The following is a 23,011-nucleotide window of genomic DNA, read 5'->3' as shown; positions in this document are numbered from 1 at the left end:
GCGTGACAGAAGTATCGCCACTCAAGTTTCGGCGACACAATGGCCTGCTGTCCGCTGCGAGTGGCTGTCCATGTAGTCGTAAAAAGCCTGCCCGTGCGCCAATTCGAACGGCACGCCGCTGCGCACGCCCTGTTCCAATTGTTCGAACCACGGCCGGCTCATTTCCGGCGAATTGTGCATCAGCACCATCGCCCGCACGCTTTGGGGATGATCCGGGCGCAAACAAGACGAAAGCTTGTTGTTGCGGAAGCGACGCGGCGAGACTTCCTCGAACACCCCCACCGCCGCCAGCATGCGCAGCAAGCGGTAAAGTGCATCGGCGTCGGCGGCGACTCGTTCGGCCAGGGTTTCGGCGCTTAACGCGCCATCGGCCAGCGCGTCGGCGATATCTAGTCGCGCGGCGACATACAACGCCCGCGATTGCCAATAAGCCGAACCGATCTGGATCAGGCGGAACGGCGCCGGCACGAGTTTATTGGGCAGGTTTTGTAGCCAGGCGCCGAATCGAGCGAGTTTGGCGAAACGGCGCACCGCGCCGGCATTCTTTTGCAATCTCATGTCAATGCTCCCGGTTGTGCGATGGCCATGCCAGCCGCCAACAGTTTGCTGTTAAGCGCGGCGAGTTCGTCGAGGAAGGCTTCGTCCATCTGCCCGCCCATCTGTTCCTCGAAGATGTCTTTCAGCAGCATGGGCATCATTGCAAGGCTGACGAAAGCTATCCGCGCCACGTCGGGATTGATCGCCTGATCGACCTGACAGCTTGCCTTCAGTTGTTCCAGCCGCCGCGCGCCACCGCTGCGGCCACGTTCCAACAATTGCAGGATAAAACGTCGGCCCGGTCCGTGGTTGAGGGCAAGCACCTTGAGAATAAGCTTGGGAAACTCGGGATGCTTGCACATGGTGTCGTAATAGAAGCGCAGATATTCGGTGAAGCCGCCGACGTCGGACAGCGTATCGCTGTCGAGCATGTCCAGGATGGGCTTGAGCGTCTCACGTATCATCTCTTCATAGAGACCTTCCTTGTTGCCGAAGTAATAACGGATCATCGAGACGTTCACGCCTGCCTTGTCGGCAATTGCACGAGTGGTAACCTTGTGGTATTCGTCGGCAAGGAAACACTCCAGCGCCGCCTTGAGCAGTCGCGCGTAAACCGGATCGCGAATATCGTTCATCGTAAAATTCCTGCAAGCCAAGATGGCGGCAGATTAGCACCGGCGGCTCAGGGGCTCTAGCGTTTTCGCCAATCAAGATGCGCGGTTTGATTGAACTACGAAAGGAAGCCGTCGCAGTCAGCGTAGCAAGCGAACCCCAAGCAACATACAGCCCATGGCAAAGATGAAAATCCCAACGATAGACACGAATACCGAAATCGCAGGCCCTAGCGCGTAAACCAAAGCTCCGGTGAAGATCAATACCGCCGCGGGTTTGGGATAGATAGTCGAACGATAGATCGACAGACAAAACAACACGATGCCGATCAATATCGTCGCGGATGCCGAAATTCTAAACGCCAACACCGCCGGATCGTTTTTGATGACGGCGTCTCGTAACAGAAAAGCGGTTTCCGGATAGCGGGCGATCACTGGGTAAAGAAACAGCTCCCAAGTCACCTTGCAGGCCTGCAACAAATAAGCCGCCTCCACGAATAAAAAACCGACGGCACCGCGCAATCCAGCCGTGTCACGCATCTTGGCATAAACGGCATAAAACCCCACCAGCAACGCTAACACGCCAGCGAAGGCGACCAGCGCTAAAGGTACCCAGCCTGGGCAGCGCACCACCTCGGCATAGTCGAAAGCCCCCGTCCCTAACGGTAACAAGATCGGGAACAAGACCGCATAGGCGCTGAGCAATAAAGATCCCACGATGATGGCGATGCCGCCGAGTTTTTCGAAAATGTGCATGTTGTGTTTGCCTAAATATTGGGGCGTTGGTCGAAGTCGATAAAGACCATAGCCATTGTTATTAGGAGTACCGTTTTCCTCAGTAACACAGGAAGAAGTGTTAGAGGTGATTTTCCATCACCAGCGAGTAATGTTCTACCGTCGGAAACGGTTCATAGAAGTGATGCAGTAAGGCACGCCATTCGTCGTATTGGATTGAGCCGCGAAAGCCTTCGGTATGATCCTCCAGCGAATCCCAATTGACCAACAATACATATCGGTTGGGGTTTTCTATGCAGCGCTGTAATTGATGCGAAATATAGCCGTTCATTGAGGCGATAATGCCTGACGCCTTACGAAAGGCAGTCTCAAACTCCAGCTCCCGTCCGGCAATGACGTTGAGTATTGCAATTTCCAAAATCATTTTTTTCTCTACTTGCCAACGGCATTAAAACGTTTGTCGAGCGTACAACTCATCAAAGGTGGTCATGATATGTTCGCGGTAAGCTTTACGTTCGCAAAGCGCAGCGTACCATCTGCGAACATTAGGTATTTTCGGAGTGGGAATGCCCATTTCAAAATATCGATAAAGCGAGGTGGCGACGGGAATATCGCCCATACTGAACGCATCGCCCGCCAAAAAAGCCTGTTCGGCAAGATGCGCATCCAAGATGGCAAAATGTTTTTGGCAGCGCATAGCGGCATGCTGAATTTTCTGCTGATCCCGTAGTGCCTCCGGCGTGCGGTAAAATCCCCAAAACAAATCCAGAAAATCTGGTTGCAGTGTTGCCAGCTCCCAGTCCATCCAGCGCTCCGCCATCGAGCGTTTTGCCGGCGCTTCGGCCCACAAATGATCACGACTGTAATTGGCGCACAAATAGCGGACGATGCTGTTGGACTCCCAAACTGTCAGGTCGTCATCGACCAACACCGGTATACGGCCATGCGGATTCATGGCTTGAAAATCGGGCTGATCGAGACCGCCCGCACTGCCGCCGGCATCAATATGCTGATATGCCAAACCCAACTCACCAATAGTCCATAACACCTTCTGCACATTGTATGCGCTACGCCTTCCCCAAATTTTAATCATGTCGTGATGATTCCTTAGTACATTTAAAACGATATGCCATTCAAACCCCATCAGGTTGAAACAACCAGCCCAGTGAATGAGCTAGAGCGCTGTACTCAGTACATTACGAATAAACGTTTGCCAGATGGGATTCGGCGCCCAGATTTCGCTCATCGGATACGATGCAATCACCTCCTCTTCCGCCAAGTACAGCCTGCGATAGAGATAAATGAACGAGGATGCTCGCATATTTTTTGCGCAATGCACCCAGACTTTATGTCCTTCGAATACCTTGATAACACCCAAGAACTGTTCCAACTGATTAAGTCTGGGGTGTTCCCACGCCACGGGAATTTGCATATATGCAATGCCTTGGGCTGCAACCAATTCTGCTTCGCCTGGCAATGCGTTGCTAGCCGTTGGCGGCGCCAAGTTAATCACCGCCTCTATGCCAAGCGCCGGAAGTTTGGCGATGTCCTTCTCAGTCAGTTGCGCGGAACACCAAAGCCAATCGAAAACCTGATATACGTTTTCAGCTTCCATGCCATGGTGTCTCGACTGCAGCGGAGCGTCTTGGAAATTAGACATAAAAAATCTTGACCGATAGCTCGCTGATCAACGCGACTGCCGGTCCGCCGGATGATTGATACCGTCACCGGTTCGCACTTCGCCCAAATCAAACGGATTAACACCTTCCAGGCAGCCGACGTTGTAGCCGTACTGGCTAGGCATCGAACGGCGTTGATGGTGGGTATAGATGCCGCAATTCGAACAAAAATAATGTTTGGCGCTCATGGTGTTGAATTGATAAAGCTTTAAGTGCTCTTGACCCTTAACGACCCTGATTCCCGATAGCGGAACCGATGCCATAATGGCGCCTTTGCGCCGGCATAGCGAACAATCGCAACGGCGTGGATCGACAATGCCGTCGAGAAGATCGAGTTCGAGTTCCACCGCGCCGCAATGGCAGGTGGCGCGGTGTTTGGCATTAATGATTGTGCTACCTACTTTTTTGATCATATCGTGGTTGTCGGTTAGGTTTAAGTCGATGGTTCTAATGCTTTCGGCTGGGGCGACTGGCGTATTTCATGACATTGTTTAAATTTTGCAGCGGAGGTTACAAGCCAACCTTACGATAGTCGTCTAGCCAAGTTCCGGCGTTTCTGGCCATCTGTTCGTGTTCTTCATCTCGCCAGGTCTCGCTTAGCGCAGCCGCATACCAGTCACGCATGGCGGGCAAGGCCAACAAGCGATCGACGTAGGTTCGGCAAGCCGGAGTCATTTCCAGTCCATAAGTTTGTACGCGAAACGCGACGGGCGCGAAGAAAGCGTCGACGGCGGTAAAAGCAGGTCCAGCCAGGTAGGGACCGCCAAAGCGAGTCAGGCCCTCATGCCATAGGTCATTCAGTCGCGCCAGATCCTTTTCCAAGGCCGGCGAAGGCGATGCAATTTGAATTCGTAATCCGCACCGCAGTACCTGAAACCCCGAATGCATTTCCGCAACCGCGCAACGCGCCCAGGTTCGTGCCAAGGCATCGGCCGGCCAAACCGCCGGCGTTCGCTCGGCTAAATATTCGGTAATCGCCAGCGAATCCCAGACCACTGTTTCGCCGTCGATCAGACAGGGTACCTTTCCGGTCGGCGAAAAACTGTGGAAGGCGTTAGTTTCATCGGTTTGGGCAAACGGGACGAGCTTTTCGACAAATGGTATGCCGAGCTCACGCATCAGTATCCAAGGTCTTAGCGACCATGATGAGTAGTTTTTATTGGCAATGTAGAGTTCGAACACGAGCGATATATCCCCTTGGTTTCTTAAACGTTGATTTTGGCACTTCGCGCAAGCCCGGCGGAAAAATTGGTCAGCCGTTCGCCATCCTATTTCTGAGCAAGAGGTTTCGCAAACTCGCTCACGGCGCCGACAAATTCATCGGCTTGATCCTGCATGATGAAATGGCCGCTGTTGCTGACGATGATAAGCCGTGAATGGCTGGACAGATGGACTAGTTCGTCCTGCTCGGCCTGTTGAATTTTGGCAAGTGCTTTTTCCGCTTCGACATCTTTGCCCGATCTCTCCGCTTCGCGCGCGACATAATCCAGGTCCACCAAGTTGCCGGCGGTTAGAACCAATAACACGAGATTGCCTAAGCTGCCCGGAGGCGGTGTGGCCGGATCGAGCCCTCGGCGCATGACGGCAATTTCATTGACCACCGCATGAGCGGTATCGGTGCGATTCTGTACCGCCGTTTTCGCTGCCAGGATTGCCGCCGGTAGCGGAGAAGGCTTGCGGTCGGCATCGGCAATCCCCAACAGCCTTACGAGACCAATTCGCGATAACGGCTCGGCCACTGCAATCTGTATGGCTTGTTTGCGGTAGTCCCACGAGGCATAGGGATACTGGTGCATCGGGCTTTGCTCATGCGTCGAATCGACAAGAACGATACCCTGCGTATCTTCGGGAAACTGGTGATAGAAAGCACGCACGTAGATTCCGCCACGAGAATGACCGACCAGCACAAAAGGCGGCGTAATACCGGCATCGTTGAGTAGCGTATGCAGGTTTTTAGCTACATCTTCCGGGTGGATGGCTGTGTCTACGGGATCGCTCCAGCCCAATCCGGGGCGGTCGTAGGCACAAACGCGCATGGTCTGTGCAAGCTTGGCTTGGACCGGATGCCAACTCAACACGTTTTCGCCAAGGCCCGCTTCGAGAACCAGCGTTGGCGAACCGGAACCGATGCGGTAAAGATGAAGCTTCACGCCATTCACCGAAATCATGCGCCCAGGTGGCGGGAATGCGGCAAGGTCGGCCACGGTTCTTTCGGCTTGATAAACGGCTCCCGATAGCGCGGCAAAACATGTGATTGCCAACCCGAAGCACAAGAAGCGAAAGCGCCGAGACCATACCAATTTCATGTCAGCCAACGGAGGGTTGGATGGTACGAGAAAATCGAACAATATCCGAACCGGTTGTCGGGCTTCAACTTGCGACCCTCCAGCCCACGGAATAAAGCCATTGTTGATATTGCGCGTCCAGGTCGGGCGGGGTTGAAATATTCTCGCGAGTGCTTTGCGCTGTTAATTCGGCGGTTCTTTCCTCGATGGTATTCAAACCGACCGCAAGCCGTCGATCGTTGACGGATTCCGGATTCTCGATTGGATACGGTTCCAGTTCGCCGTTCTTATTCGGCTGGAATTGAGTCCCGTAACATTGAGGTTTTCCCTCATACATGCGAATGCGGTCTTCCAGAAACGCAACTTGCCAAGACATCACGTCGTTGTTGGCAGCGGCTTGCTTCAGCAAAGATAGGCAATGCCGCATGAATGGGGGATTGCCGATAGCATGTTGCACGATCAACCAGGCCGCCCAAGCTCCCTCCTCGCCCACCAGACTGTTTCCGGGCCAACCATATTGGTCCATGATGGCCATCAGGCGAGCGGCATTGCTGATATGTACGGCTTCCATATGCGGGTGATAGAGAGCGTGGCCTAGAGAGCCATCGGCGACCAACGCCTCCCGTACTGAAAGGTCGTTTTTTGCCATCGCCACCAGTTCCTGGCTTAACATTTCGTTTGAATGGTGCATCGGGGCTCTGTTTTGGCAATTAGTAAGAGGCGCTTCAGCTTGTGCCCACCGGTGAACGATCTGCCGCGCGCCACGTACCCGGCTGCCAATCAGCGTCGAACACTAATCTGCTTTAAGCGGACGGACGTTTGATCAAGAGCCGAATCCAAAACCACGTCTCGAAGCCTGCGCCAACGATGAAGGCGGTTTTACCAACACCGGAATAGCCGGCCAGATAACAAGCCACGGCTACCGCTAAAATCATTACGGTGATGATGTGATGTTTCATATTCCCGTTCTCCTAAGCATTACACATCTACAGTATTTTCATCTTAGCCGACTCATAACGGCCTTATTGGCAAGCAAGCCGCCGACTATCCCACAGACATAACCCGCCAACACATCAGCCGGAAAGTGGGCTCCCACATTGATTCGCGATAGGCCTACCCATAGCGTCATAACGGCTAACAACAACCGATCGCGAATTGTTAATAACGGCCAAAACATCGTCATGATCAGCATCGCAAACGCAGAATGACCACTGGGGAAACTGTGTCTTGATTCCGGCAGAGCCAAAACGGTAACACGTCCTGAGGGCAGCACGGCACTAGGTCTAGGCATGTCGAACCCGATCTTCAACAGTGCCACAGTTCCCGCAGTCACCATATAACCGAGCATTAAACGCATTAGCAGCTGTTTCAAGCCTGGCAGCGATGGGAGCCGCTCCGCATTAAACGGAAATAGTTGCTGAAAGGCGATCGCAAGGAGTATTACACCAAGTATCCAAGGCATATTTCTGAAGTCACCAACCGCTGTACCAGTCAACATCAACGCATCAATCAAAGGTCCATGCCAGCCATTAACGGCGTAAAAAATTTCTTGGTTCATACCGAACCAATCATACAAAGCATTCATGATTTATTCGCTTAAAAGTTCAATGGCCGGGATCGGCAAATGGTAGACATAAAACTGTTCGTCGCGCGTCCAGCCTGTTGTTCGATAAAGCCCCTGCGCCTCGGTGTTGATTACTGCCGTTGACAAGGTCAGGCGAACAGCGCCCAAGCTGGCCGCATATTCGACTGCCGCAGCTATGAGCCGACCGGCAATGCCTTGCCTACGAAATCCGGCATCGACGAATAGATCGTTGAGAATGAAGGTTCGAGCCAGCGAGACGGACGAAAAGCTGGGGTATAGCTGGACAAAGCCGGTGGTTCTATTGTCCTGCTCGGCCAGGAACAGTACCGATTCGCCGTGTTCGAATCGATCCCGCAAAAATGATTTCGCCGCATTCGGATCGCTGGGTTTACCGTAAAACCGGCGGTAACTGTCGAATAACGGAATGAGTGCTTCCAGGTCAGACAGCGTAGCTTGGCGAACTGCAAATGGCTTCATGACGACTTCTCTCAATGGTCGGACTCAAGGCTTGGCTGCATCGGCGACCAAACTCGCCATGGCCGACTGGCCGGATTCTCGCAAAGCTTTGATCACGCTATTTTGGTTTTCCGGCGGCTGGTTTTGGCTGACTTTCCACTTGCCTTGCAGCCGCGTCACGCTGATTTCTATGCCGATAATCTGTGTGATCAAGCGTTCGGTAAAATCGGCAGGCGCGTCCGATACAGACCAGGGCTCGGGAAAACCAGCTTCGAACTCCCGCGTCATAGACTCCAATTGCCGGCGAATCCAAACTGAATCATCAATCACCCGTAGCCTGCCGTAAGCATGCACAGCGGCATAATTCCAGGTGGGCACCACCTTGCCGGTTTGGGGTTTGGTCGCATACCAGGATGGCGAGATGTAGGCGTTTTCTGCCTGAAACACCGCAAATACTTCGGTTTGCGGGTCGAAGTCCGTCCACAGCGGATTCGAGCGGGCGATATGACCTCGCAAGCTGCCGTAAGGTGAACCGCCCTCCTCTACCCAATGCAACGGAATGTGGTTTGCGTTCAAACCACTGGCGGATGAGGCGACCAATGTTGCTAGCGGATAATCGCGTATCAATGTCTGCATGACATCGATGCTGGGTTCTTCGAAATGCTTAGGTATATACATGTGTTCTTGCTGGATACTGGCCGCTTAAGTGTTGCTGGCACTAGACATTGATTTGGTAATTCAAGGTCACTTCGTCGCCGTGCATGCCGCGGAATCCCCAATTGCAGGCAGGACTTTCATATATGCAAATTTCGATGTCCTGGTGGGCAATGCCGATCTGTTCCTGAATGCGGTCGAACAGCAAACGGATGAGTTTTTTCTTGGTGGCGGTCTCCCGGCCGGTGATCATGCTGATTTCGATAATCGTGTAGGCGTCGGTCCTGCCGCATGGCGCGAACAGGTCGTCTTTTTCCATAGGAAAGAATCGATGCGCTCTCTTATCTTGCGGAAACTGCAGCGCTTCCACCACACACTCATGAATCACATCGGACAATGGCCGTTTGATGGGGTTGAGATGGTCTTTGATGCCGTATATTTTGATTTGCGCCATTTTGATGATCTAACCATTGATATGTTGGACTTTACGATTGCGTTACAAACATCCATCCACTAAAACGAGTTTGCTGGTAGTCGTTTGATGGCGCAATGAAAAAAGCGGTTGCGCTTCGGGGTCTTGAAGAAAGCCGTTAGCTTGTTCTCGTGATGGAAACTCGATGACAACAACCCTTTCAGGCGTCCAATCACCCTCTATAACGGTAGGCTGTTCGCCCCGGACCACGTACCTTCCGGAATGTTTTTCTATGACTGCCGGTATTTTCAAGATGTATTCTCGGAATCGATCAAAATCATGGATCGTTAGATCCAAAATGAGATAAGCATTCATAGGTTTTCCACGGCCCTTAAAAAAGCCGAAACCAAAGGGTGCGGTCGTTCCGGCGTGGATCGGGCTTGCGGCACGAACAGCGTACCGACGAAAAATGGATGTCCAGGCCACTCGATCACCCGGATATCACCTTCGGCATCGGCACCGCTAATTTGCATGGGACCTTGTTTCAGCGCATCGACATAGTCCGGGTTGATGCCGAAATTACAGTAATACTGCTCGGTAGCCGTCGTTGCACCGTAAATGGCTGCCACGCGAGAGTTGGGTTCGAAGCTCAGTTGCATCTCGCGTCCGGCCAGCGAACAAGCCAACTGCGAGATAAATAAATTCGAGGCATACGGATCGTACTCGGCATGCTGTGCGTCTTTAAATCCCAACACGTTGCGAGCATATTCGATAATCATATGTTGAAAGCCGCCGCAGGTACCGAAGCATGGGATGTTGTTTTCTCTGGCATGGCGAATTGCCGCCAATGTTTTGTCAATGTTCTTATATGGGCTGCCGGGGGCGATCCAGATACCGGAACAGCGCTCGAACAGCGTTTGGTCGATGTCGGCAGTTGAAACCCAGTCGGAGCTAATATCCAAACCGAACGCCGCCTTGACATGTTCGATGGCGGTATTGGTCGACAGATGCGGCGAAAATGTCGGAGTGTATTCGCCAAGCAGTGCGATTGATTTGGTCATGGGTGCGTAAATTCCTCGGCTAATTTAAGGTGTTGATCGACATACAGATCGTCGGCGCACTTCGATGCAGGCAGGAATAATGGGAAAGCCCGTCCAGTACCGTGATGTTCGAACAGTCAGGCAGCGCCGATGCCCAATAATCCGCCATCGCAACCGGCGACCAGTTGTCTTCCGCGCCGTGCCAGATATGAGTATCGGTGCTGACATCGGCCAGCGTCGCTTTCCAGGGCTGCACGTAGGCGATGATGTCGCGAGCATAGCCTAGCGAATCGCACTTGAAACAGGTTTTGAGCATTTTGGTCATGGTGGTCCGAAACGTCTTGTCCTCTGCTAAAACCTTGTCTTCGCCGGCCGCGCTGGAAAACAACATCCGCAACAACAGGCCGGGAAACCTACTCGCTAGCCATCCTTGTACTCGAGCCAGCCACATAAAAGCGGACGGATGATTTTGAGCCAATCGGAAAACGGCGTTTCCCGCCGCTACGTCGATGAAGTTGCCAGCATCCAGCGGCGCAGCCGCGGAAACCAAATGCAGGCTGCGGACTTTGCCGCTCATCGCGCGGCAGACTTGCAAGGCAATAAAAGCGCCGATCGAAAAGCCGATAAAATCGACGGGGTTAGCGCCAACCTTCTTGGCAATCTCATCGGCTATGCATTGGTAATAAACGTCGCCTTGCAAGCGAGGAGCTATGGTCGAGCGGTCATAACAAATGATGGTCAGATGATGTTGTTTGCCATGAAGATCAAAAATTTCGCATTCGTCAGGCGAACCCGGCGTACCGTGGAAATAGATCACCGGCTGACCGTCGGCAGCGCCGTATTGGCTAAATTTTATTGATTGCATAACGGCGGCATCCTGTGTTTCCAAGGTTCGGCTTGTTCGAGCTGGGCGGCCAGTTGGAACAACAGCCGGTCGTTACCGGTTGCGGCCATGAACTGCACGCCGTGCGGCAAGCCGTCGTCGCTCCAATACAGCGGCACCGACATGGCCGGTTGGCCGGTAATGTTGGCAAGCGGGGTGCACGGCGTTTGCTGCACGGCTTTACTGATGATCGCATCCAGCAAGCGGTTGGAGAACAATTTGTCGGCCAAGCCGGTTGCCAGCAATCCGCGCATAAGCCATCGTTCCACAACTGTGGGATCGAGGGCGTCGGCCGCCAACGGCGGCGTCGCGACCGTCGGCGTCAGAATCACATCGTAGCGGCGATGAAACTCCGCCAACCGTCCGGCGATCCGCTGCCAAACCGCCAAGGCCTGCTGCAGCTGTTCGTCGCTCACGCCTTTGCCGATGCCGGCCAGCAGCCGGGTGTTCAACTCGATGGCCAGCCGAGGCTCGGTCAGCTCCAGCAGTTGCGCCATGTTGGCGACATCCCGTGCGGTATAGTAAAAAACCACGGTCAGAAAGGCCCGCATCAATTCGCGGCCGTCGAAATTCCAGACCGCCTCCTCCACCACGTGGCCGAGTGCTTCGCAGTGTTTGGCGGCTTTGGCCCCGGCCGAGAGACAGTCGCGGTGTATCAAGGTCTCGACCGGCGCTTGGTTGATCAGCGCTATTTTCAGCCTTTTCGGTGGCTGGCTGGCGGCGTGCAGGTAAGACGTGGAAGCCGGATCGGAGTTGCCGGCTACCCAATCCAGATAGGCGGCGCTGTCGCGGACGCTGATCGTGCAGACGTGGCTGACCACCGCCCCGCCCCAAGCCTTAGAAAAATCCTCGAAGCGGTTCGAGCCTCGGGACGGTTTGAAACCGAAGATGCCGCAATAGGACGCCGGCAATCTGATCGAACCGCCGCCGTCGCTGGCATAGGCCATAGGCACGATGCGGGCGGCCACAGCAGCGGCGCTACCACCGCTGGAGCCACCCGAATTGAGGTTTAAGTCCCAGGGGTTGCGAGTGCTGCCGAATACGGCATTGTTGGCTAGCGACGATGCGCCCAGCTCCGAGGTGTTGGTCTTGCCGAAGGAAATTAGTCCGGCGGCATTGAGCCGAGCGGCCATCTCGCTATCGGCGGCGGGACGGTAATCCTTCATGGCCACACTGCCGTTCGACATAGGGATACCCGCGAAACGCAGCATCAAGTCCTTGACCAGAAACGGCACGCCGGTAAACGGTCCACGGTTGCCTAGGTTTTTCACCAGCGATTCCGCTAGATCATCCATCGGCGTAACGACGGCATTCAGCAACGGATTGCACGCGGCCAATCGCGCCTGAGCCGCCTTCAGCAATTCCCCTGCCGTAACCTCGCCGGATTGCACCAACTGAGCCAGACCCAGGGCATCATATTGCGGATATTCGCTGAACGGGTTCATCGCTCAGACAGCCGTTTGTTAGCCCGGGGCATGCCGGTAAACAACATCAGTGCGCCAACGACCACGACCACATCGGCAACATTGAACACGCCGGTACGAATCGGCCCAATGCCCATGTTGATAAAATCCACCACATAACCGCCGTATATCAATCTATCGATCAGATTGCCCAAGCCACCCGCCAACAGCAGCGCATAGGCCAGGATCGAGGACGGCGAGGCCGACTTTGAAAACAGGATGTAACCCAGCAAAGCGATTAACATTCCGGCTACAGCAAACGAGAATAGACTTTCTCGGAGGTTTTCAGGAAGCGACGAACCCAGGCCCAAAAATGCGCCGTGGTTGTGAGCCAACTGCAAGCGCACGGTATCGCCCCAAAACGACCAGACTTCGGTCTCGGATAAAAACGATTGGGCTACCGACTTGGTAACCTGATCGCAACCGACGCAGGACACCAATACAATAAAGACCAGGAGTGCGCGTTTCATCATGCTCATTTCGGTATTTCCTCAGGTTAAACGTGTTCTTTTAATTCAAGACTTGGGTCGACAAAGTCCCAGGGCTGATGGCTTGCATGCCAAAAAACGGTTTGCGGCTTAAACAAACCGGGATTGTCCAAGGAGGCAGCATGGAAAAACAGCATGCCCGGATAACCCGATGATGTTTTTAATACCGGATTGCCGCAAGTCGGACAAAAGCCGCTAGTAACGGTATTGCCGCTATCGGCAGTCAGTTCGTAAAATTTCAGCGCTCCCGAAATCATTGTGTCTTTTGCCAATGCTACAACCTCGGCCGAATGGCCTGTGCCGGTGATTCGTTGACACTGCCTGCATTGGCATAAAAAAGACAAACGCGGCTCGGATTTCACTGCGTATTGAACCGCGCCGCACATGCAACCGCCTTTAAATTCGCTCATGCAATCTCTCGAAGTTAGGGTTTAATCGCTATGATGGTCGTCATGCGGTTGACGACTTCGTTAAACGTCACCCTTAAGCCGCAATCGGCAAGGATTTTCACGACATCGTCTGGAGAGACACGGACTTTATAGTAGGAACTCACTTTTTGCTGCCAGCCGTTTTTCGTTTTAATCTGCAACAAATCCGTCACCCGCACCCGGTCTACCTCATAATCCAGGCAGCAGGTCAGTATTTTGGTGTCGTCACTTTTTACCGGTATAAAGCGCTGATCGTCTGTGAGTGCCGTTGAATAATCTCGAAAAGATAAAACCAATTTTCCGCTTTCAAATAACGATTCGCAGCAATCGATAACCAATTGCCTAATTTCATCCAAACTTTCAAGATGTGTCAGTGTGTCGCCCCAGCAAATAATGAGTTCCGGCTGGGGATCAGCATATTTTTTTACCAGACGAATATCGTCATTAAAGCCGGTAACGGAAAGTCTCTGCGTATTGTCGTTTAACTCGGATAAAAGCTGTTGGTTAAAATCAATCGCTTTTACCGTATATCCCAATTTTGCCAGGGAAGCACTTTGTATACCGTGCCCCGCCCCCAGATCTAGGGCGATTGAAGTGCTATGTGGAGATAGGTCGTTAGCTACCAAAAATTGTTGATGTTCTTTTTGCCTGGCATCGAAGTCTCCAACCATCCATGCATAAAAGTCGCCAAGATGCCGGTCGTGGTGTTCTTTTACGGTCATGCTATTTCCTGTAGTCTTTCAGTTATTCGATTCCCAATACATCATGAGTTTTGATACTTTGCAAAATAAAGTACGCCACTCATCGAATTGCGCATCCGTTTTCCAATTTAGCGTTTTTTCCCGAAATAATGAATGGCATGGGTTTTTGCACCGGAAACTGTCGCGGCCTCAGTGACAAAATGGCTAATTTCATCAAATAGCGATAATTCTTCAGCAATCTCTGTAGGAACAAAATGTTTCATTGCCACATTGAAAGATGCGGTGAACGTGCCCGTTGAAGAATAAAGGATGTTTTCCGACCGATGAAATTCGACGCAATAAATGATGCCACCTTCATTCAGCGACTCATAGGCCGATTCGACGATTTTCAAGCGCTGCGCCTTAATGGGAATGCAGGTCAGTACGGCGCAAAATAAAATGACGTCGAATTTTCCAATGTCGGCAAGTATTTCATGGCTATCGATGTAACGTAGATCGAGCGTTGGATAGTGTTTTAAGCCGCGCCTGATCATTTCGATTGACGTATCTACGCCTGTCAAACAACCGTATCCTCTGGCGCGCAGCTCGCTCGTTATCCTGCCATAGCCGCAACCGTAATCCAGTATTTTTGCATTCTTGCTAATTAGCGTTGCTAACTTATCCAAGTCCGGCTCAAGCGAAAATGAGATTTCACCGGCTATTTTGTTCCATTCATTTTGCTGGGTATCGACAAGCGCTACAGGATTATTGGAACTCACTCGACCTCCATAGCCGTAGAGTATGTGCTTACTGATGCGGAGTCCGAGGCAGAATCGTTAGGACTTCGGAAAACGGGAGTACTTTGTACAGCACTCGCGGTAATAGTCTCGATCATTTGTAAAATCGTGTTCGCAACTTCGTGAGCATGACGATGATTGGTCATCAGGGATATATGATCGGCTTCTTCAAGGGTTCGCAACGAGCTGTTCGTCGATAAATTCAGCCAATTGCGCTGTTGTTTCCGATGCCAATCGATGAATTTTGCCGCAGCCTCGGCATCCAGACCGGTAAACTGGCCCGCTACGATTACCGCTACCGGCAGATCGTTTAAGGGTTGCAAGGAACGAATTTGCTTCAACGTGTCCGGTAGAAAACGGTATTCCCAAACGACGGTTTTGAGGTAATCGGTTTGGGCAAGGAAGGCATTGGCGACCGCTTCCGTATCGGCGGGCAGTCCCGCGGCAAGATTGAACAACCCCAAGCCAAGAACCGCGCGCATTGCCCCGACAGACGCCAGATAGGGAAATACCTGAACGGTTGGTGGCGTCCAATCTTCGACCTTGGGTAAATCGACTTCGGCATAGGTTTCCAGCACCGACGGGTTGGTCGCATCGACCAGAACCAATCCCGCCACATCCTGAGGATAATTCGCGGCGAACATGCGCGCATACGCACCACCGATAGAGTGACCAACCAGGATGTAGGGCCCGGGAATATTCGCAGCCGTCAATAGGTCGTGAAGTTGCCGGCTGGTGTTAATGGCATCCATGGGGAGCGCGCTTGGCGCGCTCCAACTGTATCCGGCTCTGTCATAAGAACAGACCTTCGCATTTTTTGCCACCTCCGGCTGTATCCAGGCCCAAGCCAGCGAGGAAGCACCGGCGCCGCCTTCGAGAATCACGGTCAATGGACCTGCGCCCGAGCAATTAATATGAAACAGATGGCCGTCCACGTCGACCATCCGGCCAGGTGGCGGGTATTTTTCCAAGTCGGCCTTTACCGCGAAGCGTTGATAAACGGCCCCGGTCAGTAGCAATGCGGTTGACAATACCAGCCCGGTTTTTATGGCCCGATATATCCAGCACCGAACGGTGCGCAATACAGTAAGAATATTGGTTGCCATATTTAGAGTCATCCAGCCAGCGATTCTTTGAGTGGCATATCGGCATGGCGTTTATGCCAGTCATTGAAGCGCTGACGATAGGATTCAAAGGGCTGATGCAGTTCCCCTCGCGGATCGTTGCTCAGCGCGTAGGCCATGCCTTCGATTAGCCAGTGCTCACCGGCTAGCAGCGCCAGGCTGCCAAAGTGGTCGGCCTGCCAATAATGGATGAGCTCATGCGCCACATAATGTTGTTGCCAACCTCGCGGGGCGACGGCAATTGCGAAACTGCCCAAGGTGAATCCGGCTTTGTTGGATAGGCCGAATGTGGACCGGCATTGCTCCGTGCTGCAAAAAATGATCTTCGGCTCGCCAATAGACAAGCCCCATTGCGTGGCAAGATAACTTTTCGAGTCGTTGAGTAGTGATTGCGCCTTCGCAAGCTCTGAAAAATTGTCCACGCATAGGTGTTGTTCGTTGCAACTGACGCCGAATGCTTCCGGAATCAGCACCCGAACGGGTTTAAAAAATGCGACCGCGGAAATCGGCAACAGCAGCAAAACCGCGAGTATCCATCTAGCGTATTTCATCGATCTTCCTCCATGGCATAAAACGCATACGTTACGGTAAAGCGCAAATTTCGTCCGGTATACGTTTACCCATTGCTATATATAGCCCTTGTACTGTTTGATATTGTCTTCAAAGACAAGATTTTTCTTGGAAATCTCCTTTACCTCCGCTGGGAGATTAGATATATCAAAGAATCTCATAGGTTTCCCGGACTCTTTGAACATCTGAATTTCAGCGAGAACACCATCGCTAATTTCGCCATAAACCCATAATTCATCACATCGACTCAAGAGATTGTTATTCCCGCTTCTAACCAAATCTCTGTCGACGAGTTCGTAGAGAAAATAGCCAAACAAATTGAAGGGATTTACTGGAACCACTCCCTGTTCAAAAGCATGTTTGCATACCAGCATGCGCTGGTGAAAGTTTTTGCACGATTGAGCCGTGAACACAACTTTTTTGTCTTGTTGAAGGTCCTTAGCAAGGTGGTTGAATTCTGCCATGTAAATAGTCTTATAAATATGCAAATAGCGCGAAAAATTGTGCCCTTTTTGAACTTGATCCAAGCTCGTTATTTAGGTTTGATGACCTGCATTTGATTACCGCCGCGTTGAAATTCGTAATCAACCTTAACGATCTGTACGTCAAATCCTCGGCTGGCAAATTCTTCGCTGACGAGGCAGAGATAAGGCGAAAATTGGTCCAACTAGCGCCGTAAAATACACGATTCCAAACGACTAGCAGCCGCAACCGCACGAATTTTATGGCAAGCTATTCCGCGTGTCTGAAAGCCAAGCGGGTCCATACAACACCGCTGGTGCGGTTAAGAAGCTGATAGGACTCGGCCTGAACATTTAGAATCGGCCGCAAACCGTGTTGTCCTGCCAAATTAACCGTTTCTTGGCCTGACACCTGGAACATTCGCCGCCCCTTTGGCACAGAGCCGTGCCGAAGCGACAACATCAGGAGACCGTTAGGAGCCAACAGTGCGGCCACTTTAGCCATTGCAATACGCCGCTCCCGCTCGTTCAAGTGCATCCATACTGCGTTCAAAATAACGGTATCGAACATCTGGCGGCGCGCCAAAACGCGATCGAGCGAAGGCAAAGCGTCATCCAGCCATTCAATTGCAGAGCCCGCGGATCTCGCCATTCCGGCAATGCGGAATTCCTCGGTCGGCTCGACTGCAACCACCCTGTGTCCGCGCGCTGCAAACCAAGCAGCGTCGATACCAATGCCCGCGCCGATGTCCAAAACAAATCCCGGTGTTGTCGGCAACAGGTGTAATTCGGCGCGGTGAAGCTCCTCGAATACGATGGTTTCGTATTGGAGAATCAATGTTGCCGCGCACTCGCTGTAACCTTCGGTACCCGGCGTTCTAAGGGCGTTGGGTATGGAAGTTGTGTCCAGACTTCTCACCCGGTTATTGTTTTTCCCAATGTTTGGCACCAAATCGGCCGATGCGCCCAAGATGGGTAAAGCCGAATCCCGCCGGATACTTGAGTCCGTAACCCAGCGCCCGGTCAAAACCGATATGGGCACACCAGATCAAACCGGCACATTGAAGTATCGGGGACGGAACCGTAAAACCAATCACCAGGCTGACAACGGCGCCGAGGTATGAATGCGCCGTGTTATAGCTAATGGCGCCCACTTTGGCGCCGGCGAAGTAACCGAGTAAAGATAGATCAGGCACCAGGAAGTAGATTGCGAACGTGCTCCAGTCCAAATCGAATTTTGCGTAGGCGAGGCAGGCGGCAAGCAGCACGCACAATCCCTCCAGTCGCAATAACACCCGAACGGTACCTGTGGTTTCACCTAACATTTTGACTCCGGCAGTTTCCGCATAGAAACGGATTATTTTGGGTTAATTACAACTCAGGATCAGGTCTTGCAACAACTGTCAGTATTGACAGGGTTATGGTGTGAAACTTGTAACCTGTGGCATACAGCTCGCTTATGATCCGCCATCGCTGCAACCGCAGTCTAGGATTTATTCTATATCGACAAGCGCTCTTGGCCTATTGCATCTCACTCGGCTCCCATGAAAGCCAGCATCAGATGCATTTGCGCGGCCAACATCGGAACGCCGGTGTGGATGACTTTCCCTTGGCCGGACGCTTCCTGGAGTAGCGGTGTCATTTCAGGGGCGATCACGCATTCGGCTACCAAGTCGCAATGCCGTATCAAAGGATTGGCTATCGGTAGCTCATCATTCGGTTTCATGCCGAGAGAAGTGGCGTTAATAGCGATATCGTAGTGGGATGTTTCGTGGATTGCTGTGGTTACCTCAAGTTGAGGATACGCATGACGGACGCGCTCCGACAAAGCACTCACCCGATCCGGCGTACGATTTTGTATGCAAAGTGAAGCGCAGCCGTGTTTGGCAAGGGCAAAAGCAATCGCCGATGCAGCGCCTCCGGCTCCGACCAGAAGGATATGTGCGTCTTTCACGCTGTATCCGGCCCCGGCTAATCCGGCAACAAAACCTTCGCCGTCCAGCTTGGTGCCAATCAGGCGGCCATCACCGTTCCGGCGAATGACATTCACGGCACCGACCAGGCGTGCCTTGGGAGTCAGTTCATCAGCCAAGTGGGCGGCAACGGCTTTGTGTGGCATGGAAACCACTGCCCCCCCGAAGTTTTTCAAGGCGCGCAGGCCCGTAATAAACGCGGGAAAATCTTCTGCCGATACTTGCATGGGAAGCATGACAAAATCACCCAGGCGCCCTCTTTCATCCAGCAGTCTGTTTGCCATAGCCGGCGTTCTGGCCTGGCTAACCGGGTCGGCGATGACGCCGAGTATTTTAGTGTTGCCGGTAATCGATGCGAGCATATTTTTGAATGTGACTTAAAATGCGAGAGGGATTGTGCCTTTGCGGGTCATATTGCACGATAGCGATATACTCCATATTCCCAATAGCCGCGGCCCGGCTTCGTGGGACCGACCCAGTTTCTGGCTAACAACTCCTGGGCTATGAAGTAATTAACGAAACCATGCCCCACCAACAAGACGCTTTTATGCTCATGCGCCATATCTATTAATGTCGATGCCGCGATTTGCGCCCGCTGTTTTGCCATGGAGAGCGACTCGCCATTTTCAGCGAAACCAAGCACCGACATACACCGTAATAGTATTCCCCAGGCATTAACCGACATCGTCAATGCCCCCTGTTTGAAATGAGGGGTAGCGATTTCCCGAAACACGGGGTCGCTCAGCAAAATATCGCTAAATCCCAGTGCCTTGGCCGATTCCAAAGAACGGATAAAGTCGCTACAAACGGCGACATGGCATGCCGATGCGCGCTGCTTGGCGTTTTCCGGCGCTTCGTCCGCTATTCCTGATAAATCATAATTTCTGATAATCTCGCCAATCTCTCGCGCTTTGGCTTTGCCTTTCAGCTCGAACGCCGGTTTACCGTGCCTGATTAATGTAATGTCCATGGGTCGTCTTGTAACATAGCGGTGGCATTAACCCTCATTTCATGGGTTGCCGAATGATGGTTTTCCAGTTCTTCGGATCTGCGCGCCGTATATCACTCAAATAAATTTCGTGATGCTTGCCAATCCGGCTAGTCCTGGTATCGATGAATGCATGCAACCGCTCAATAGTGGGTCCTTCTTCGCAGAATGGGCCAATATGCAAAATCTGAGCGCAAAGACCCTCCGAGAAATTTTCCAGCCGCAGCCTATCTATACCGGGCAGATTCTTTTTTCTTCGGACTTCGGCAAGAGCGGCGTCGACGATGTCATTCGCTACGAAGTCAGGTTGCAAGATCATCATCGTCCACTTCCATTTTGCCTTGTCGTTGGCTGCAAAGACAGCCATATCATCCGCCCACCATAATCCTTCCAGCGGCATGACCGAATAATCAAGCGCTTGCGACCCCTTCTTGACCATAAATTTGGCCGTGTAGGATACGGAAAACAAGGCCTCGACGGCCTGCGCATAGGCTTGCGAGGTATTGGGATCGCCTTCGCCGTCCACCATCAGGTATCTCAACGGCGGTACCTCAACCTGCACGACCGCTTTGGCGCTGGCTTGATACAAGTGCTTCAATTCTTTTCTGAGGTCGATCTTGTCCATGGATGCTCCCGATGGCGGCTATCGTAAAACATAAGGGAGGCGCGTTAACGCGTTCGGATTAACGGCGATGTTAAACCTCAGTACGGTCGCCTACTGTGGTGGGATGAGAGATCACCAAAAACCGGACATCAGCGCTGGATTCATTGATGAATTGGTGTGGCGTCCTTGGAGCGACTTCAATGCCTTGTCCTTCGGATAATTGGATGCGTTTGCCGTTTACTTCCATCATGGCGCAACCTTCCAAAATATAGAAAAACTGGCGAGCGCTGGCATGAAAATGTCGTACTTCGCTTGCGCCGGGCGGCACGCGCTCGGAGATCACCGACATGTCGGTTCGTTTTACAAGATGCCAACCGTCGCAGCCGTCGCCCCATGTGTAGTGCTCAGCGGATGAGCGGTCGATTGCTTGCATAAATTTTTTCGATTAATTGGTTGCGTTTTGAGCGATAAACCACTCGACGACGGCCGACATGACCACCACTCCCGCCCCATCGACAACCTCAACGGGAATTGCGGCCACTACGCGGCCTCGGGCCGTCAACTCAGAAGACCAGCGCTCAGTCTCTGCAATGGAGACATTGCATCTGGCCGAAACCTGCCCTAATGCCGGCTTGCGAAATTTGGCCTCAAGCTTTCTGACCACCGGAACGATGCCTGAGGTATCGGAAAACTGCCGTGAAAGAAACGCTCCGGAACCTGCTTCGGCAACCGCCAATAATGCGCTGCCGTGGACGGTGCCGAGATGATTGGCGTATCGAGGGTTTCCCGGTAAGCAAACTAAAAAGCCACTATCCGAGTTGGCTAGCCGTAAACCGATCAACTGATTGAAAGGTAATTGCGAAACGTCCATGGTAATAATCTCTGATGAGTATTCAAGTGAATTGTTTGATTTCTGGTTTTTCAACCGCCAGCCTGGCAAGCAGGTCGATATAAGCCTCCTCGATAAGCTGATGATCAGAGATACCCAGCCTTTCCAGCAATGCGTGCACAATTACCACACCGGCTTCGTTAGGTTCACCCTCGCCAAGCACCACTTCCAATTCCAGAAAATTACCCAATCCTTCGACTTTATCCAAATGCACTCGGGTTTTGCCGACCATGAACAATGTGCGGTGTTTTCGCACCCTACCGCTTTCACCATAAGCAAGCGTCAAGCTTTGCCTGAGTGCATCCGGCGATGCGGTGGGAGATATCACATAAAAAGACTGCTTGGGGCCGGCGCTGTCGGGGCGTTGATAGAAAATCAGTTGCCCGTCATAATCGGAGAAGGCGCGAAGTTTCAGTCGTCCGTTGGGGCAAGGAAAAAAAGTATCGTCCTGAATGATTTCGATAGGTCCTTCATCGGCGATCTTGACCACCAGCGGCCATAGTGATTCGACGCTGTCGATTCGCGCTTTGATTTCAATATTTCTGGCCATATTTGCTTCTGTTAGACAGTATGATTTTGACGGTCGACATCCGGCAAGTTGTCATACACCTGCTCGACGGTTCGGTGTTCGGTTAAGGCTTTAACGACGGCCGGCAAGGGTTCCGCATGGATGCCGGGCAAGTCTTGTTCCAAGGGATTCACAATCGGGAAAGCCAATTTTTCCAGCGGCGGGCAAAAGTCCGCCTCCACACCGGGCTTATTGCCGCGCGCATCGACCCGGTACCAGCCGTGTTGCGACAGGTAAACCGCGTTCAAACCGTGCAGGCAATAAGGGGGCTGGTCGCCGTCTAGCGTCAAACGCTGGTAACACAATCCGGCCGGAATGCCGTTGGCGCGCAATAGCGCCGCCAACAAATGACTTTTGGCGTAACAATAGCCGGTGCCGTGGCTCAACACCTCCGAAGCCTTGCAGGTCACGGGATTCAGCCGGTAGTCCCAGCTATGTTTGATTGCGTCGCGCACGAATTCGAAACAGCGTTTGGCGATTTCTTCCTCATCGGCGCAGCCCTCCGCCAACTTGGCTGCTTGGGCGACAATTGCCGGATGTCGGCTATCGATATAAAGACTGCAGTCCAGATAGGGTTTCATCGCTGCGCCTTGGATTTCCGCTAATACGCCGGTCAGCAATGAAACGATTTCCGGCATCGCCAACAGCTCGGCTTCGCCTATGTGCGCGCTCGGCAACGGCAAGGTGATCGAGGCGGCTTCGATCAGTGTGGCCGACATGGTGACTAAGGTTTCCCGGAGCGCGGCATCGGCATGATGGGCGCGAGGCGTCGCGTTCAATACCGCCACCGGTTTATCCACAAAGCCCTCGAATGCCACCAACCAATCCAGCGCGTTTTTGATAGTGCCGGTAACGCCGTGGGCATATTCAGGGCTGGCGATCAGCAAGGCATCCGCCGAGGCGACTTCGTTGCGCAATTGCTTCGCGACGGTCGGAAGCGCGCTTTCCAAATCCGGATTGTATAAGGGCAACTCGCCAAGCCCGGAAAACAGACGGACTTCAATCGAAGCCGGTGCCAACTGTTTTACGACCCTCAGCACGGCGGAATTGATAGACGCCGCCCGCAAACTGCCCGATAAGGCCAGAATTTTCATGGCAAAT

At 52.6% G+C, this 23,011-nt stretch carries 35 protein-coding genes; all 35 read right to left on the bottom strand.

Features of this window, described 5'->3' with window-relative positions; genetic code table 11:
- Positions 1 to 21: 21 nt before the first annotated feature.
- The gene (locus tag CWO84_RS09105; RefSeq protein WP_174843455.1) at positions 22 to 558 is read right to left on the bottom strand and encodes a methyltransferase dimerization domain-containing protein; all 537 of its coding nucleotides are present in this window, start codon (positions 556 to 558) and stop codon (positions 22 to 24) included.
- Positions 555 to 1,172 carry a TetR/AcrR family transcriptional regulator gene (locus tag CWO84_RS09100; protein WP_101052387.1) on the bottom strand — a complete coding sequence of 206 codons (618 nt, stop codon included), beginning with the start codon at positions 1,170 to 1,172 and terminating at the stop codon, positions 555 to 557. The genes CWO84_RS09105 and CWO84_RS09100 overlap by 4 nt, the downstream gene beginning before the upstream one ends.
- A 117-nt stretch (positions 1,173 to 1,289) precedes the next feature.
- A complete protein-coding gene (locus CWO84_RS09095) occupies positions 1,290 to 1,904 on the bottom strand; it encodes a hypothetical protein (RefSeq protein WP_033158684.1) in 615 nt (204 codons plus the stop codon).
- A gap of 100 nt (positions 1,905 to 2,004) precedes the next feature.
- The gene (locus CWO84_RS09090) at positions 2,005 to 2,307 is read right to left on the bottom strand and encodes an antibiotic biosynthesis monooxygenase (RefSeq protein ID WP_033158685.1); all 303 of its coding nucleotides are present in this window, start codon (positions 2,305 to 2,307) and stop codon (positions 2,005 to 2,007) included.
- Positions 2,308 to 2,331: 24 nt separating this feature from the next.
- Positions 2,332 to 2,976, bottom strand: coding sequence for a glutathione S-transferase (locus CWO84_RS09085; RefSeq protein WP_101052386.1), 645 nt, complete (start codon positions 2,974 to 2,976; stop codon positions 2,332 to 2,334).
- Between the two features lie 81 nt (positions 2,977 to 3,057).
- Positions 3,058 to 3,543 carry a protein tyrosine phosphatase family protein gene (locus CWO84_RS09080; protein ID WP_033158686.1) on the bottom strand — a complete coding sequence of 162 codons (486 nt, stop codon included), beginning with the start codon at positions 3,541 to 3,543 and terminating at the stop codon, positions 3,058 to 3,060.
- Between the two features lie 27 nt (positions 3,544 to 3,570).
- Entirely contained in the window at positions 3,571 to 3,975 is a 405-nt protein-coding gene (locus CWO84_RS09075; RefSeq protein WP_033158687.1) for a GFA family protein, read from the bottom strand.
- 97 nt (positions 3,976 to 4,072) lie between these two features.
- The gene (locus CWO84_RS09070; RefSeq protein WP_101052385.1) at positions 4,073 to 4,744 is read right to left on the bottom strand and encodes a glutathione S-transferase family protein; all 672 of its coding nucleotides are present in this window, start codon (positions 4,742 to 4,744) and stop codon (positions 4,073 to 4,075) included.
- 86 nt (positions 4,745 to 4,830) lie between these two features.
- The gene (locus CWO84_RS09065) at positions 4,831 to 5,868 is read right to left on the bottom strand and encodes an alpha/beta hydrolase (protein ID WP_084153426.1); all 1,038 of its coding nucleotides are present in this window, start codon (positions 5,866 to 5,868) and stop codon (positions 4,831 to 4,833) included.
- Positions 5,869 to 5,932: 64 nt separating this feature from the next.
- Positions 5,933 to 6,538 (bottom strand): DUF6624 domain-containing protein, encoded by a 606-nt coding sequence (locus CWO84_RS09060; protein WP_033158690.1) that lies wholly within the window; start codon positions 6,536 to 6,538, stop codon positions 5,933 to 5,935.
- 112 nt (positions 6,539 to 6,650) lie between these two features.
- Positions 6,651 to 6,806 carry a hypothetical protein gene (locus CWO84_RS24365; RefSeq protein WP_165385957.1) on the bottom strand — a complete coding sequence of 52 codons (156 nt, stop codon included), beginning with the start codon at positions 6,804 to 6,806 and terminating at the stop codon, positions 6,651 to 6,653.
- Between the two features lie 38 nt (positions 6,807 to 6,844).
- On the bottom strand, positions 6,845 to 7,432 hold the full coding sequence (locus CWO84_RS09055) for a phosphatase PAP2 family protein (RefSeq protein WP_051670375.1): 588 nt from the start codon (positions 7,430 to 7,432) through the stop codon (positions 6,845 to 6,847).
- Positions 7,433 to 7,435: 3 nt separating this feature from the next.
- Positions 7,436 to 7,909 carry a GNAT family N-acetyltransferase gene (locus tag CWO84_RS09050; protein ID WP_033158691.1) on the bottom strand — a complete coding sequence of 158 codons (474 nt, stop codon included), beginning with the start codon at positions 7,907 to 7,909 and terminating at the stop codon, positions 7,436 to 7,438.
- 24 nt (positions 7,910 to 7,933) lie between these two features.
- The gene (locus CWO84_RS09045) at positions 7,934 to 8,566 is read right to left on the bottom strand and encodes an FMN-binding negative transcriptional regulator (protein WP_033158692.1); all 633 of its coding nucleotides are present in this window, start codon (positions 8,564 to 8,566) and stop codon (positions 7,934 to 7,936) included.
- Between the two features lie 40 nt (positions 8,567 to 8,606).
- Entirely contained in the window at positions 8,607 to 8,996 is a 390-nt protein-coding gene (locus CWO84_RS09040) for a tautomerase family protein (RefSeq protein ID WP_033158693.1), read from the bottom strand.
- Positions 8,997 to 9,038: 42 nt separating this feature from the next.
- Positions 9,039 to 9,329 (bottom strand): DUF1330 domain-containing protein, encoded by a 291-nt coding sequence (locus tag CWO84_RS09035; protein WP_033158694.1) that lies wholly within the window; start codon positions 9,327 to 9,329, stop codon positions 9,039 to 9,041.
- A complete protein-coding gene (locus tag CWO84_RS09030) occupies positions 9,326 to 10,015 on the bottom strand; it encodes a hypothetical protein (RefSeq protein ID WP_033158695.1) in 690 nt (229 codons plus the stop codon). Before CWO84_RS09030 ends, CWO84_RS09035 begins: the two co-directional genes overlap by 4 nt.
- A gap of 19 nt (positions 10,016 to 10,034) precedes the next feature.
- Positions 10,035 to 10,859 (bottom strand): alpha/beta hydrolase, encoded by an 825-nt coding sequence (locus CWO84_RS09025; protein ID WP_101052383.1) that lies wholly within the window; start codon positions 10,857 to 10,859, stop codon positions 10,035 to 10,037.
- Positions 10,847 to 12,322, bottom strand: a complete 1,476-nt coding sequence (locus CWO84_RS09020; RefSeq protein ID WP_101052382.1) for an amidase — start codon at positions 12,320 to 12,322, stop codon at positions 10,847 to 10,849. The genes CWO84_RS09025 and CWO84_RS09020 overlap by 13 nt, the downstream gene beginning before the upstream one ends.
- Complete coding sequence (gene lspA, locus CWO84_RS09015; protein WP_101052381.1) at positions 12,319 to 12,819, bottom strand: signal peptidase II; 501 nt, start codon at positions 12,817 to 12,819, stop codon at positions 12,319 to 12,321. The genes CWO84_RS09020 and lspA overlap by 4 nt, the downstream gene beginning before the upstream one ends.
- Before the next feature lie 17 nt (positions 12,820 to 12,836).
- A complete protein-coding gene (locus CWO84_RS09010) occupies positions 12,837 to 13,238 on the bottom strand; it encodes a GFA family protein (RefSeq protein WP_101052380.1) in 402 nt (133 codons plus the stop codon).
- 14 nt (positions 13,239 to 13,252) lie between these two features.
- The gene (locus CWO84_RS09005) at positions 13,253 to 13,978 is read right to left on the bottom strand and encodes a class I SAM-dependent methyltransferase (RefSeq protein WP_101052379.1); all 726 of its coding nucleotides are present in this window, start codon (positions 13,976 to 13,978) and stop codon (positions 13,253 to 13,255) included.
- A gap of 107 nt (positions 13,979 to 14,085) precedes the next feature.
- The gene (locus tag CWO84_RS09000) at positions 14,086 to 14,715 is read right to left on the bottom strand and encodes a class I SAM-dependent methyltransferase (protein WP_165786294.1); all 630 of its coding nucleotides are present in this window, start codon (positions 14,713 to 14,715) and stop codon (positions 14,086 to 14,088) included.
- Positions 14,712 to 15,839 carry an alpha/beta hydrolase gene (locus tag CWO84_RS08995; protein ID WP_165786293.1) on the bottom strand — a complete coding sequence of 376 codons (1,128 nt, stop codon included), beginning with the start codon at positions 15,837 to 15,839 and terminating at the stop codon, positions 14,712 to 14,714. Before CWO84_RS08995 ends, CWO84_RS09000 begins: the two co-directional genes overlap by 4 nt.
- Positions 15,840 to 15,847: 8 nt before the next feature.
- Positions 15,848 to 16,408 carry a hypothetical protein gene (locus CWO84_RS08990; protein ID WP_101052376.1) on the bottom strand — a complete coding sequence of 187 codons (561 nt, stop codon included), beginning with the start codon at positions 16,406 to 16,408 and terminating at the stop codon, positions 15,848 to 15,850.
- Between the two features lie 75 nt (positions 16,409 to 16,483).
- Positions 16,484 to 16,891, bottom strand: a complete 408-nt coding sequence (locus CWO84_RS08985; RefSeq protein ID WP_101052375.1) for a hypothetical protein — start codon at positions 16,889 to 16,891, stop codon at positions 16,484 to 16,486.
- Positions 16,892 to 17,159: 268 nt separating this feature from the next.
- Positions 17,160 to 17,858, bottom strand: a complete 699-nt coding sequence (locus CWO84_RS08975) for a class I SAM-dependent methyltransferase (RefSeq protein ID WP_205454250.1) — start codon at positions 17,856 to 17,858, stop codon at positions 17,160 to 17,162.
- On the bottom strand, positions 17,812 to 18,213 hold the full coding sequence (locus CWO84_RS08970) for a DUF4260 domain-containing protein (RefSeq protein ID WP_101052374.1): 402 nt from the start codon (positions 18,211 to 18,213) through the stop codon (positions 17,812 to 17,814). The genes CWO84_RS08975 and CWO84_RS08970 overlap by 47 nt, the downstream gene beginning before the upstream one ends.
- Positions 18,214 to 18,419: 206 nt before the next feature.
- Complete coding sequence (locus CWO84_RS08965; protein WP_101052373.1) at positions 18,420 to 19,223, bottom strand: shikimate dehydrogenase; 804 nt, start codon at positions 19,221 to 19,223, stop codon at positions 18,420 to 18,422.
- Positions 19,224 to 19,270: 47 nt separating this feature from the next.
- Entirely contained in the window at positions 19,271 to 19,831 is a 561-nt protein-coding gene (locus CWO84_RS08960) for a phosphoglycerate mutase family protein (RefSeq protein ID WP_101052372.1), read from the bottom strand.
- A gap of 34 nt (positions 19,832 to 19,865) precedes the next feature.
- Complete coding sequence (locus CWO84_RS08955; RefSeq protein WP_101052371.1) at positions 19,866 to 20,474, bottom strand: GyrI-like domain-containing protein; 609 nt, start codon at positions 20,472 to 20,474, stop codon at positions 19,866 to 19,868.
- A 70-nt stretch (positions 20,475 to 20,544) separates the two neighbouring features.
- Positions 20,545 to 20,886, bottom strand: a complete 342-nt coding sequence (locus CWO84_RS08950; protein ID WP_101052370.1) for a cupin domain-containing protein — start codon at positions 20,884 to 20,886, stop codon at positions 20,545 to 20,547.
- Positions 20,887 to 20,898: 12 nt separating this feature from the next.
- The gene (locus CWO84_RS08945) at positions 20,899 to 21,378 is read right to left on the bottom strand and encodes a DUF4442 domain-containing protein (protein WP_240618010.1); all 480 of its coding nucleotides are present in this window, start codon (positions 21,376 to 21,378) and stop codon (positions 20,899 to 20,901) included.
- A complete protein-coding gene (locus CWO84_RS08940; protein ID WP_101052368.1) occupies positions 21,347 to 21,892 on the bottom strand; it encodes a class IV adenylate cyclase in 546 nt (181 codons plus the stop codon). Before CWO84_RS08940 ends, CWO84_RS08945 begins: the two co-directional genes overlap by 32 nt.
- Positions 21,893 to 21,903: 11 nt before the next feature.
- Positions 21,904 to 23,004 carry an NAD(P)H-dependent oxidoreductase gene (locus CWO84_RS08935; RefSeq protein ID WP_101052367.1) on the bottom strand — a complete coding sequence of 367 codons (1,101 nt, stop codon included), beginning with the start codon at positions 23,002 to 23,004 and terminating at the stop codon, positions 21,904 to 21,906.
- Positions 23,005 to 23,011: the final 7 nt, after the last annotated feature.

It is taken from the genome of Methylomonas sp. Kb3 (assembly GCF_002834115.1).
Taxonomy (GTDB): Bacteria; Pseudomonadota; Gammaproteobacteria; order Methylococcales; family Methylomonadaceae; genus Methylomonas; species Methylomonas defluvii.
The sequence above is the reverse complement of the archived record's forward strand: the minus strand, read 5'-3'. Positions and strand labels throughout refer to the sequence as shown.